Genomic DNA, 12,040 nt, shown 5'->3' on the forward strand with positions numbered 1-12,040 from the left:
TTCCACAACTGGACCGGCAACCGGATCACCTGCCGCGACTGGTTCCAGCTGTGCCTGAAGGAGGGACTGACAGTCTATCGCGACCAGCAGTTCACCGGCGACATGCGCGGCCATGCGACGAAGCGGATCGACGATGTCCTCTCGCTGCGCGGACGACAGTTCCGCGAGGATCGCGGCCCGCTCTCGCACCCACCGCGCCCCGATCATTACCGCGAGATCAACAACTTCTACACCGCGACCGTCTATGAGAAGGGCGCCGAGATCGTGGGCATGCTGCACCGCTTGCTGGGCGCAGAGGGCTACCGCGCCGCGCTGGATCTCTATTTCGAGCGCCATGACGGGCAGGCCTGCACGATCGAAGACTGGCTGAAGGTCTTCGAGGACAGCTCGGGCCGCGATCTGAGCCAGTTCAAGCGCTGGTATACCGATGCGGGCACGCCGACCCTGCGGGTGCGCGACAGCTTCAAGGACGGCACGTACACGCTTGAATTCGAACAGGAAACGCGCCCCACTCCCGGCCACTCGGAGAAGCTTCCGCGCCACATCCCGATCGAAGTCGGCCTTCTGTCCGAGAATGGCGACGAGGTCCTGCCCTCCACCGTGCTGGAGATGACCGAGGCGAAACAGAGCTTCACATTCGACGGGCTCGCGACGCGCCCCGTGCCCTCGATCCTGCGCGACTTTTCCGCCCCCGTGCGGCTGGAGCGCGACGTCGACACGTCCGAGCTGGCCTTCCTGCTGACCCACGACCGCGACCCGTTCAACCGCTGGGAAGCCGGCCGCGCGCTGGCCCAGAAAGTGCTGATCGGCCGGGTGCTGGGACAGGAAACCGACGCGTCCTTCTCCGATGCGATCGGGGCGCTCCTGCGCGACGAGACCGCCGATCCGGCCTTCCGTGCACTGTGCCTGAACCTGCCCTCCGAGGACAGCATCGCGCAGGCGCTCTACGATCAGGGCGAGACGCCCGATCCCGCGGCGATCTACGCGGCGCGCGAAGGGCTCGCCCGCGATCTGGCGAGCGCGCATAAGACGCTTCTGGCCGAAATCTTCACCAGCACCGAAGCGACAGGCCCCTATAGCTCCGATCCCGAGCAGGCCGGTCCGCGCGCGCTGCGCCTTGCGGTCCTGCGACTCCTGAACCGCATCGACGGCGGGGCACGGGCGGGGGCGCTTTTTGCCTCGGCGGAGAACATGACCGAAAGCCTCGGCGCGCTCGCAGCTCTGGTGCAGACCGGGCAGGACGCCGCCGCCATTTCCGAATTCCGCGAGCGCTGGCAGGGCGACCGGCTGGTGATGGACAAGTGGTTCCTCGTCCAGCTGGCCAATTGCCCGCCCGAAATGGCGCTGGAGCGCGCCGAGGCGCTGACCGGCGATCCGCTCTTCACGTGGAAGACGCCGAACCGCTTCCGGGCGCTGATGGCGGGGCTGTCGGGCAATCACGCGGGCTTCCACCGCGCGGACGGGGCGAGCTATCGCTTCTATGCCGACTGGCTGCTCAAGCTCGATCCGGTCAATCCGCAGGTCGCCGCCCGCATGTCCACCGCTTTCGAGACGTGGACGCGCTATGACGAAGGCCGGCGCGAGAAGATGCGCAGCGAGCTGGAACGGATCGCCGCCCAGCCGGGCCTCAGCCGTGACCTGTCGGAGATGACGCAGCGTCTGTTGAGCTAATTTCCGCTCAGCGCCCTCGGACGCACCCCTCTCACCACGGATTGGCCGTATTTTCGGCCCATCCGTGCCGGGTTCGCGAGCTACGAAACGCGGACGCCTGCGCCTTGCGGGCGTTACGCAATTTCGCGGATGGGCTCGACCATGGACGACAATGAATTTGAATACCGACACCAAGCCCGCCGGGCGGGAGGGTATCTCGCCCTCGCCTTCGGGATGGCGCTGCTTTACGGCGCAATGAAACTGACTGCGACGACATGGATTCATGTCGCTGCGTGGATCTATCTCGCCCTCACTTTGTACAAGCTGATGCGCAACCGCTCGGGGCTGCTGCGGATCACGCCGGCGCGAATGGAAGTCTATCGCAACGGGCGGCAATTGGGCACGTTCCCGCTCGCGCAGATCGACTCGGCGCGGCTGCGGCGGCGCAAGCTTGCGGGCGACGAATGCATGGTCACGCTGCGCGACGGGCGTCGCGCCTACCTGCCACGAGAGGCCACGCCGCCGCTCGACCGGCTCAGCGCGATTTTCGAATCCTACGGCGTGCCGGTGGTCTGATCCCCAATCCGGGGCGGTCGCCCTCTTGCTCCCGCCCCTGCCCTGTCCTAGAAGCTTGCCCAAGCCTTTACTGACAGGATGTGGACATGCTCGACCATCTCGAATTCCAAGCCCCCGAACCCAAGGTCATTGCCGGTGCCAAATCGGATTGGGAGCTGGTGATCGGGCTTGAAGTCCACGCGCAGGTGGCCTCGAAAGCCAAGCTGTTCTCGGGCGCCTCGACCAAATTCGGCGCAGAGCCGAACTCGAACGTGGCCTTCGTCGACGCGGCGATGCCCGGCATGCTGCCGGTGATCAACGAGTTCTGCGTGGCGCAAGCCGTGCGCACCGGGCTCGGCCTCAAAGCCGATATCAACCTGCGCTCGGCCTTCGACCGGAAGAACTATTTCTACCCGGACCTGCCGCAAGGCTACCAGATTTCGCAGCTATACCACCCCATCGTGGGCGAGGGCGAAATCATCGTCGATATGGGCCCGGGCGTCGCCCGCAAGGTCCGGATCGAGCGCATCCACCTCGAGCAGGACGCGGGCAAGTCGATCCACGACATGGACCCGCATATGTCCTTCGTGGACCTCAACCGCACCGGCGTCGCGCTGATGGAAATCGTCTCGCGCCCCGACATTCGCGGCCCCGAGGAAGCGGCGGCCTATGTCGGCAAGCTGCGCCAGATCCTGCGCTATCTGGGCACCTGCGACGGCAACATGCAAAACGGCAACCTGCGCGCGGACGTTAACGTCTCGATCTGCAAGCCGGGCGCTTACGAGAAATATCAGGAAACGCAGGATTTCTCGCATCTGGGCACCCGCTGCGAGATCAAGAACATGAACTCGATGCGCTTCATTCAGCAGGCCATCGAATACGAGGCCCGTCGCCAGATCGCCATCGTCGAGGACGGCGGCGAAGTGGTGCAGGAAACCCGCCTCTACGATCCGGACAAGGGCGAGACGCGCTCGATGCGTTCGAAGGAAGAAGCGCATGATTACCGCTACTTCCCCTGCCCCGATCTGCTGCCGCTGGAAATCGAGCAGGCCTGGGTCGACGATATCGGCGCGTCCATGCCGGAGCTGCCCGACGAGAAGAAGGCGCGCTTCGTCAAGGAGCTGGGCCTGTCGGAGTATGACGCCTCGGTGTTGACCGCAGAGGTCGAGAACGCGGATTACTTCGAGGCCGTGGTGGCCGAGGCCGGTGACGGCAAGCTCGCCGCGAACTGGGTCATCAACGAGCTGTTCGGCCGCCTGAAGAAGGAAGATCACGACATCTCGTCGAGCCCGGTCGATGCCGCGCAGCTTGCCGCGATCATCCGGCTGATCAAGTCCGACAAGATCTCGGGCAAGATCGCAAAGGACCTCTTCGAGATCGTCTATACCGAAGGCGGCGACCCCGAGAAGATCGTGGAAGAGCGCGGCATGATTCAGGTCACCGACACCGGCGCCATCGAGGCCGCCGTGGACGAGGTGATTGCCGCCAATCCCGATCAGGTCGAGAAGGCCAAGGCCAATCCGAAGCTCGCTGGCTGGTTCGTCGGTCAGGTCATCAAGGCCTCGGGCGGCAAGGCCAACCCCAAGGCGGTCAACCAGATCGTCGCGCAGAAGCTGGGGCTGTAAGCCTCGCGAACAATTCCGATCAAGGCGCCTTCGGGCGCCTTTTTCATGTCCGCCCGGAAAGAATTCGGGAACAAGTCTTCGCGCTTGTGGCTTGGGGAGACGCGCCCTAGGCTCACGCGGGCGTGATTGGGAAAGGGTTTGCGATGAGTGGCTTGCTGGCATTGCTGGATGACGTGGCGGGGATCGCCAAGGTGGCGGCGACCTCGATCGACGATGCGGCAGGTCAGGCGGCCAAGGCGGGCTCAAAAGCCGCTGGCGCGCTGATCGACGATGCCGCCGTCACGCCGAAATATGTCCACGGCTTCAAGCCCGCTCGCGAACTGCCGATCGTCGGGAAAATCGCGCTCGGCTCGATCAAGAACAAGCTGATCTTCCTGCTGCCAGCTGCGCTGCTGCTGTCTGCCTTCGCGCCGTGGCTGATCACGCCCTTGCTGATGCTGGGCGGCTCTTACCTGTGTTTTGAGGGCGCGGAGAAGGTCTATCACCTGTTCAAACCGCATGAACCCGATGCCGAGGGCCATGTCGCAGCGGAGACCGCCGACCATCTCGAGGAAAAACGCGTCAAATCCGCGGTGAAGACCGACTTCATCCTCTCCGCCGAGATCATGACGATCGGCCTCGCCGCCCTGCCCTCGGGCCAGCCGATCTGGATGGAGGCGATTGCGCTCGCGATCATCGGGATCGGCGTGACGGTGGTGGTCTATGGCTCGGTCGCTCTGATCGTGAAAGCCGATGATGCGGGGCTCTGGCTGGCCGAGAATGGCAAGCTCGGACCTACGCGCGCACTCGGGCGTGGCATCGTGCATGTGATGCCCAGATTGATGCAATTGCTGATGATCATCGGCACCGCCGCGATGATCTGGGTCGGCGGCAATATCGTGCTGCACGGTCTGGCAGAGCTCGGCTGGCACGCGCCCTACGACTGGATCCACCATCAGGCCGAGGCCGCAGCCCATGCGGCGGGCACCGCCGAAGGCTTCGTCAGCTGGGCCGTCACCGCGTTCTTCGACGGCATCTTCGGTCTGATCTACGGGCTCGTCCTGATCCCGGTCGTCACCCGGATCATCCAGCCGATCTACCGCGCCGTCACCGGCAAGGAAAAGCCCGCGCACTGAGCGCGGGCGGACAGGTTGAGGCCACCCGCGCCGCCCGATAGGCTGGGCGCGAACAGATCGCAGGGAGCGCAGATGACCGAGTATTTCGAGACCCAAGAAGGCCGCCGCATCGCCTATAACCTGACGCCGGGCAAAGGGCCGGGCGTGGTGTTCCTCGGCGGGTTCAAATCCGACATGGAAGGCACGAAGGCGCTGGCGCTCGAGGACTGGGCCAAGCGCGAAGGCCGCGCCTTCCTACGCTTCGACTATTCCGGCCACGGTGTCTCGGACGGCGCATTCGAGGACGGCGCGATCGGTGACTGGTTCGAAGATGCGCGCGACGTGATCATGGCCAAGACCGAAGGCCCGCAGATCCTCGTGGGCTCCTCGATGGGCGGCTGGATCTCGCTCCTGATGGCGCGCGAACATCCCGAGAAAGTCGCAGGCCTCGTCACCATCGCCGCCGCCCCCGATTTCACCGAAGACGGCTATTGGGCGAGCTTCGACAAGGAAACCCGGCACAAGCTTGAGAGCGAAGGCTCCATCGCGATTCCGTCGGATTACGGCGAGCCCTATGTCATCACGCGCCGCCTGATCAACGAGGGCCGCGAGCGGCTGGTGCTGCGCAGCCCGCTGGCGCTGCCCTTCCCCACGCGCTTCTTGCAAGGCACCGCTGACGAGGCCGTCAGCACCGAGACCGCGATCCGGCTGCTGGAGCATGCCGAGGGCGAGGATATGCGCCTGACACTTGTGAAGGGCGCCGATCACCGCTTCTCGGACCCCGATTGCCTCGCGCTCATCGAGACCGCGCTGGCGGAGGTGCTCGCCCGGCTGTGATCCGCTGCTTGCGGCATTTCGATTTGCTTGACCTCGGCCCTTGCGGCACACTCGACGCGAGAAGCGCGAAAACGCGCCGCGATTGAGGTTTCGAGCGATGCCAAGCGACCCGCTGGTCTTTCTACCCGGATTCATGTGCGACGCACGGCTGTTCTGGCACCCGCTGCAAGAGCTGTCCTCCGAGCGTTCGGTGATGGTGGCGCGGCTGCGTGGCGCGACGATTGAGGAGATGGCGCAGACCGTGCTCGACGAGGCCCCGCCGCAATTCGCACTGGTCGGGCATTGGCTGGGCGCGGTCGTCGCAATCGAGATCCTGCGCCGCGCCCCCGATCGCGTGAGCCAGGTCGCGCTGCTCGACGTCTCCCCTCTGCCCGAGATGCCGCAGATCGCCGCCGCGCGCGAAACCCGGATCGTGAAGGCGCTCACCGGGCGGCTCGACGAGATGATGCTGGAAGAAATCCCCGCCGAGAGCCTCGCCCCCGATCCCGGCCGCGCCGAGATTCAGGCGATGATGCTGGAGATGGCGGCAGGCTTGGGCGCCGACACGTTCGAGGCGCAATCGCGCGCCCTGATGCGCCGCCCCGACCTGCAACGCACGCTGCGCGCCACGAAAACCCGCGCGCTGCTGATGTGCGGCGAATACGACAAGATCTGCCCACCGCGCCGCCACGAATTCCTCGCCGAGCTGATGCCCCACGCCGAGTTCCGCCTGATCCTCGGCGCAGGCCACCTGAGCCCGCTGGAGCAACCCGAGAAGATCACCCAGAACCTGCGTGACTGGCTGGAGGCGCCTTTATTGTTGGCGTGAGGCTAATAGCGGGAAAGAAGTATTCGATTATCGCGCACCTGCTGTCGCAATTTAAGCAAAGTTGCCAGACCCCTTAACCTAACGTAACGTCTCGACCGTGGGCGGTTTGCATTGGCGAGCTTTCATGCGTTGAAGGGTTGGGTATGGGTGAATTTATCTTAGCGGCGATTTTTTTCGCGCTATTTCTTTTTGTCATTTGGGCAAGAAATAAGGAGGAGGGCGGCAAACGCCACCCCGCGTCAAGAGAGACCCCAAAGCGCTCCTCAGTTACACAGATAGCTGCGAAACGGCCCAGTCACTTCGACGTATCGACATCCAAGCATCTCGCTGAGCCCATCGTGATCACGGGCGGCGCCTACATCACCGACGGCGATACGATTAAAATCAATCGGACCCAAATCCGTCTCTTCGGCATCGACGCGCCTGAGCTTAATCACCCTTATGGAAAGAAAGCGAAATGGGCTCTCCATACATTGTGCAAGGGACACACCATTCGCGCCGAGGTGACGGAAACCGATCATCATGGTAGAACGGTTGCGCGCTGCTACTTGCCCGATGGGCGCGATCTCTCCGCCGAAATGGTAAAATTGGGATTAGCTATTGATTGGCCAAAATTTTCCGGGGGCAAATACCGAAACCTCGAACACAGCGATGCGCGTCGAAAAATGTTTCTGGCCGATGCTCGACAAAAAGGCCGCATGCATGTCTGGGACAAGTTCGAGGCAAATCGAAGGAAGACTTAACCGTCTCCATTCATTCTCTAAGGAAAAACGCCGCCCCCTTGGAGCGGCGTTTTCAATTTCGCGAAGGCCGAGGCCTCACCCCGCCTCGGCCGTCTTCACCGGCTTCTTGCGGATCGGCGTCACGGTGGCGGGCTTGCCTTTCCCCGGCGCGGGGTTGTCCGCGTTCTCGTCGATGAAATCGAGCACCAGCGGGCGGATGTTGTTGCGCCAGCTGGAGCCTGCGAAGATGCCGTAATGGCCAGCGCCGGGCTCGAGGTGTTGTTGCTTCATCGAATCCGGCACGCCCGAGCAAAGATCGAGGGCGGCGACACATTGACCGGGGGCGGAGATGTCGTCCTTCTCGCCTTCCACGGTCTTCACCGCGACCTTGGTGATTTTCGAGATATCGACCATCTTGCCGCCGACCTCGAAGCGGTTCTGGGCGATCTCGAGGCCCTTGAAGATGCGCTCTACCGTCGAGAGGTAGAACTCCGCCGTCATATCCATCACCGCGAGATATTCGTCGTAGAAGCGGTAATGCTTGTCATGCTCGGAGCCTTCGCCCTGCGCCTCGCTCCAGATCTTCTCTTGGAAAGCCTGAGCATGCTTGTCCATGTTCATCGAGATGAACGAGGCGAGCTGCATCAGGCCCGGATAGACCAGACGGCCCGCGCCCTTGTATTTGAAGCCGACGCGCTGGATCACCATCTGCTCGAGCTGGCCCATCGTGACGCGACGCCCGAAATCGGTGACCTCGGTCGCTTTCGCATCGGGATCGATCGGCCCGCCGATCAGGGTCAGCGTGCGCGGCTGCGCGGCGGGGTCTTCAGCGGCCAGATAGGCGGTCGCGGCCAGCGCGAGCGGTGCGGGCTGACACACGGCGATCACGTTGCAGTCAGGGCCCATCTTCTTCATGAAATCGACAAGGTAGAGGGTGTAGTCCTCGATATCGAACTTGCCTTCGGAAACGGGGATATCGCGCGCATTATGCCAATCGGTCACCCACACGTCCGCATCGGGCAGCAGCGAGGCCACGGTCGAGCGCAGCAGCGTCGCGTAATGGCCCGACATCGGCGCCACCAGCAGGATGCGCCGTTCCATCGGCTCGCGGCCATGGACGTTGAAATGCACGAGGCTGCCGAAGGGCTTGTCGAGCACGGTCTCGACCTCGACGAGGTGATCGCGCCCGTCCTCGGCCGCGATCGAATGGATGCCCCAGTCGGGCTTGATCACCATCCGTGCGAACGAGCGCTCCGTCACACGGCCCCAGGCCGACATGATCTTGAACATCGGATGCGGGGCGAGACCCCAGACCGGGTAGGACGCCATGGCGCGCGCCGAGGCGCCCATCCACTCGTTCGTGTTCCTGAAGGTCTCCATCAGGTCGTAGGACATGATCGTTTTCATATACAACTCCTCGGGGCGGGCCACGCACTCACTCGGCAATGGAAACGCCGCTTTACCCCAAGACTGCGGCGATATTATGCTGGTGCAGAGGATAGGGAGGAATATCATTTATGACAACCGAGGAGACGGACAAAATTGCTGCGTCGCAGAAAATGCAGGACAATCTGGCCCGCATCGAAGAACTGACCGAGCGCATGGTCGATGCGATCGCGCATAAGCGACCGATGAACCCGGCCCTCGAAGGCCCCGGCGCCGATCTCTACATGACGTCCTCTGCCGCCATGATGAACGAGTGGCTCGAAAAGCCCTCGAAAATCCTCGAAGCCCAGGTGAATTACTGGGGTCAGGCGATGAAGCATTACCTCGAAGCGCAGGAGGCGCTCGCCAAGGGCGCGTTCCGCCCACCGGAAGATCCCGGCCCGTCCGACCCGCGCTTCGCCAATCCGCTCTGGGACAGCCACCCCTATTTCAACTACATCAAACAGCAGTATCTGATCGCGGCCAAAGGCGTGAAAGAGGCGGTCGACAAGCTCGACGATCTCGATCCGGTGGACCGTCAGCGACTGAACTACTTCTCGCGCCAGATCATCGACCTGATGGCGCCGACCAATTTCCTCGCCACCAACCCGGACGCGCTGGAGAAGGCGATCGAGACCGAGGGCGAGAGCCTCGTGAAAGGGCTCGAGAACCTCGTGCGCGACATCGAAGCGAACCGCGGCGACCTGCTGGTGACGCTGGCCGACAAGGACGCCTTCACCGTGGGCGAGAATATCGGCACCGCCGAGGGCGCGGTGGTCTATCGCAACCGCCTGTTCGAGCTGATCCAGTACACGCCGACCACCGAAAAGGTTCACAAGACCCCGCTGGTGATCTTCCCGCCTTGGATCAACCGCTTCTACATCATGGACCTGAAGCCGCAGAACTCGCTGATCCGCTGGATCGTCGATCAGGGCTTCACCCTCTTCGTGGTGAGCTGGAAGAACCCCGATCAGAGCTATGCCGATGTCGGCATGGATGACTATGTGCAGGAGGGCTATCTGACCGCGATCGACGAGGTGAAGAAGATCACCGGCGAGAAGAAGGTCAACGCGGTCGGCTATTGCATCGCGGGCACCACGCTGTCGCTGACGCTGGGCCTACTGAACAAGCGCAAGGACAAGTCGATCAACTCGGCCACCTTCTTCACCACGCTCACCGACTTCTCGGATCAGGGCGAATTCGCGGTCTTCCTGCAAGACGATTTCGTCGACGGGATCGAGCGGCAATGCAAGGCCGACGGCGTGCTCGACAGCTACTTCATGTCGCGCACCTTCTCCTATCTGCGCTCGAACGACCTGATCTATCGGCCCGCGATCCGCAGCTACATGATGGGGGAATCCCCGCCCGCCTTCGATCTGCTGTTCTGGAACGGCGACTCGACGAACCTGCCGGGCAAGATGGCGGTCGAGTATCTGCGCGGGCTCTGCCAGAAGGACCGCTTCGCGCGCGACGGCTTCGAGGTGCTGGGCGAGACGGTCAAGGTCTCGGACGTGAACGTGCCGCTGATGGCGATCGCCTGCGAGACCGACCACATCGCGCCTTGGGTCGCCTCGTTCAACGGGGTCGCGAAGATGGGATCGAAGGACAAGACCTTCATCCTGTCGCAGTCGGGCCATATCGCCGGGATCGTGAACCCGCCCAGCAAGAAGAAATACGGCCACTACACCTCCGAAGCCCCGGTCGCGAATCCCAACGAGTGGAAAGCGCAGGCGGAGTTCCACGAGGGAAGCTGGTGGCCGCGCTGGGGCGAATGGCTGGCCAAGAAGTCCGGCGCGATGGTGCCCGCACGCCAGCCCGGCGATGCAGATCACCCGGTTTTGGCTGATGCGCCCGGCACTTATGTCAAAGAGATAGTTAAGATATAACTTTCCCGCTTGGGTTGAAAGTTTCTGCGGCGCAGCAATTCTCCTCTTGAAATGCTGCGCCGCAGCATGTATATACGTAGCGTAACCCAAAGGGCCCCGCCAACGTTCCAGACCACGGGCCCCAACCCAACGGAGCACTCACATGGCTAAGACCCAAGACTACACCAAGATCATGCAGGACATGATGGCGTCCTTCCCCGTCGACACCTCGAAATTCCAAGACGCTTTCAAATCGCAAGCGGCTCTGGGCGAGAAGATGTCGCAAGTGGCGCTTGAAGCTGCCGGCAAGTCGACCGAAATCTCGACCAAATGGACCAAGGGCACCATCGACAAGATGGGCGACCTGACCAAAACCAAGGAAGAGCCCGCCGATTACGCCAAGGCGATGAGCGACTTCGCGTCGGCTTCCGCCGAGATGGCTGCCGAAAACATGGCCGCTTTCGCTGAAATCGCGAAAAAGGTTCAGATGGACACCGTCGAGCTGATGATGGCTGCCGGCAAGGACATGTCGGAAGAAGCCTCCGCAAACGTCAAGAAGGCGACCGCCGACATGACCGCTGCGACGAAGAAAGCCACGGCGGCTGCGAAGTAAGAATTCACCGCGGGCACCGGCTTCCTCCTCCCAGTCGGCCTCGCGTATCTCGGGCGCGCCCTCGTGGCGCGCCCTTTTTCTTTTATTGCTTTTGGCAGCGCGGCGTCACACAATCGCTGCACAAGCACAATCCGGGGAGGATCGCATCACATGGCCGAAGACGAAAAGCCCTTGCTGATCAAGCGTTACGCCAGCCGCCGTCTCTACAACACCGAGACCAGCGATTACGTGACGCTCGAAGACATCGCGAAATTCATCCGCGACGGGCGCGAGGTGCAGATTGTCGATCTGAAATCGGGCGACGACCTGACGCGGCAATATCTGCTGCAGATCGTGGCCGAGCACGAAAGCCGCGGCGAGAATGTCCTGCCGGTCGACGTGCTGACCGATCTGGTGCGCTCCTATACGGGGGCTGCGCAATCGGTGGTGCCGCAATTCCTCGCAGCCAGCTTCGAGATGCTGCGCGAGGGGCACTCGCATATGCTCGAGAACATGAACAAGATGCCGAATCCCATGGCCTCGATGCCGGGTTTCGAGGCGCTGCAGGCGCAGCAACAGGCCTTCTTGCAGAACATGATGGCCGGCTGGGGCACGGCAGGCTCGTCCGGCCCCGCGCCTGATGACGGCGATGATCGCGGCGAGTTGGACTCGATCAAGAAACAGCTCGCCGATCTGCAGAGCAAGCTCAACAAGATGTAAGTGAGAGGCGCCCGAGCGGCGCCTTTTTCTTGGCCCATAGCCAAGGGGGGCTCTGCCCCCTCGGTGCTGCGCACCTCACCCCCGGGATATTTTTGCCAACACGAACGCGCACGAGGCTTTCAGCTTCGGCTTGGCCGAAATATCCCG

At 62.7% G+C, this 12,040-nt stretch carries 11 protein-coding genes; 10 read left to right on the forward strand and 1 reads right to left on the reverse strand.

Going from position 1 to position 12,040, the window contains the following annotated elements; genetic code table 11:
• The 7 genes from B3D39_RS13465 to B3D39_RS13495 all read left to right on the forward strand — a co-directional run.
• Positions 1-1,671 (forward strand): DUF3458 domain-containing protein (locus B3D39_RS13465; RefSeq protein ID WP_286789793.1); only part of this gene is annotated, 1,671 nt, incomplete at its 5' end.
• Between the two features lie 141 nt (positions 1,672-1,812).
• Entirely contained in the window at positions 1,813-2,226 is a 414-nt protein-coding gene (locus tag B3D39_RS13470) for a hypothetical protein (RefSeq protein WP_078571758.1), read from the forward strand.
• Positions 2,227-2,312: 86 nt separating this feature from the next.
• Positions 2,313-3,830: an Asp-tRNA(Asn)/Glu-tRNA(Gln) amidotransferase subunit GatB gene (gatB, locus tag B3D39_RS13475; protein ID WP_274963081.1), complete on the forward strand. Its 1,518-nt coding sequence runs from the start codon at positions 2,313-2,315 to the stop codon at positions 3,828-3,830.
• A 143-nt stretch (positions 3,831-3,973) separates the two neighbouring features.
• Entirely contained in the window at positions 3,974-4,945 is a 972-nt protein-coding gene (locus tag B3D39_RS13480) for a DUF808 domain-containing protein (RefSeq protein WP_274963080.1), read from the forward strand.
• Between the two features lie 72 nt (positions 4,946-5,017).
• A complete protein-coding gene (locus B3D39_RS13485; protein WP_274963079.1) occupies positions 5,018-5,761 on the forward strand; it encodes an alpha/beta hydrolase in 744 nt (247 codons plus the stop codon).
• Positions 5,762-5,858: 97 nt separating this feature from the next.
• Positions 5,859-6,569, forward strand: a complete 711-nt coding sequence (locus B3D39_RS13490; protein ID WP_274963078.1) for an alpha/beta fold hydrolase — start codon at positions 5,859-5,861, stop codon at positions 6,567-6,569.
• A gap of 143 nt (positions 6,570-6,712) precedes the next feature.
• Positions 6,713-7,312, forward strand: coding sequence for a thermonuclease family protein (locus tag B3D39_RS13495; RefSeq protein ID WP_274963077.1), 600 nt, complete (start codon positions 6,713-6,715; stop codon positions 7,310-7,312).
• A gap of 75 nt (positions 7,313-7,387) precedes the next feature.
• On the opposite strand, the gene phaZ is transcribed toward B3D39_RS13495, so the two are convergent.
• Entirely contained in the window at positions 7,388-8,698 is a 1,311-nt protein-coding gene (gene phaZ, locus B3D39_RS13500) for a polyhydroxyalkanoate depolymerase (protein ID WP_274963076.1), read from the reverse strand.
• 110 nt (positions 8,699-8,808) lie between these two features.
• Here phaZ and phaC point away from each other — a divergent pair, with 110 nt between their 5' ends.
• The 3 genes from phaC (at position 8,809) to phaR (ending at position 11,893) form a co-directional block, all read left to right on the forward strand.
• A complete protein-coding gene (gene phaC, locus B3D39_RS13505) occupies positions 8,809-10,602 on the forward strand; it encodes a class I poly(R)-hydroxyalkanoic acid synthase (RefSeq protein WP_078522835.1) in 1,794 nt (597 codons plus the stop codon).
• Between the two features lie 142 nt (positions 10,603-10,744).
• Positions 10,745-11,194: a phasin, PhaP gene (locus tag B3D39_RS13510; protein ID WP_078542726.1), complete on the forward strand. Its 450-nt coding sequence runs from the start codon at positions 10,745-10,747 to the stop codon at positions 11,192-11,194.
• 150 nt (positions 11,195-11,344) lie between these two features.
• Positions 11,345-11,893 carry a polyhydroxyalkanoate synthesis repressor PhaR gene (phaR, locus tag B3D39_RS13515; RefSeq protein ID WP_078522837.1) on the forward strand — a complete coding sequence of 183 codons (549 nt, stop codon included), beginning with the start codon at positions 11,345-11,347 and terminating at the stop codon, positions 11,891-11,893.
• The last annotated feature ends 147 nt before the right edge of the window (positions 11,894-12,040 follow it).

Source organism: Thioclava sp. UBA3469 (genome assembly GCF_002378135.1).
Classification (GTDB): Bacteria; Pseudomonadota; Alphaproteobacteria; order Rhodobacterales; family Rhodobacteraceae; genus Thioclava; species Thioclava sediminum.

Excerpts from the sequence above, each read along its gene's own strand:
- B3D39_RS13490 (WP_274963078.1), top strand. The coding sequence starts at position 5,859 with ATGCCAAGCGACCCGCTGGTCTTTCTACCCGGATTCATGTGCGACGCA.
- gatB (WP_274963081.1), top strand. The coding sequence starts at position 2,313 with ATGCTCGACCATCTCGAATTCCAAGCCCCCGAACCCAAGGTCATTGCC.
- B3D39_RS13480 (WP_274963080.1), top strand. The coding sequence starts at position 3,974 with ATGAGTGGCTTGCTGGCATTGCTGGATGACGTGGCGGGGATCGCCAAG.
- B3D39_RS13495 (WP_274963077.1), top strand. The coding sequence starts at position 6,713 with ATGGGTGAATTTATCTTAGCGGCGATTTTTTTCGCGCTATTTCTTTTT.
- phaR (WP_078522837.1), top strand. The coding sequence starts at position 11,345 with ATGGCCGAAGACGAAAAGCCCTTGCTGATCAAGCGTTACGCCAGCCGC.
- phaZ (WP_274963076.1), bottom strand. The coding sequence starts at position 8,698 with ATGAAAACGATCATGTCCTACGACCTGATGGAGACCTTCAGGAACACG.
- phaC (WP_078522835.1), top strand. The coding sequence starts at position 8,809 with ATGACAACCGAGGAGACGGACAAAATTGCTGCGTCGCAGAAAATGCAG.
- B3D39_RS13510 (WP_078542726.1), top strand. The coding sequence starts at position 10,745 with ATGGCTAAGACCCAAGACTACACCAAGATCATGCAGGACATGATGGCG.
- B3D39_RS13485 (WP_274963079.1), top strand. The coding sequence starts at position 5,018 with ATGACCGAGTATTTCGAGACCCAAGAAGGCCGCCGCATCGCCTATAAC.
- B3D39_RS13470 (WP_078571758.1), top strand. The coding sequence starts at position 1,813 with ATGGACGACAATGAATTTGAATACCGACACCAAGCCCGCCGGGCGGGA.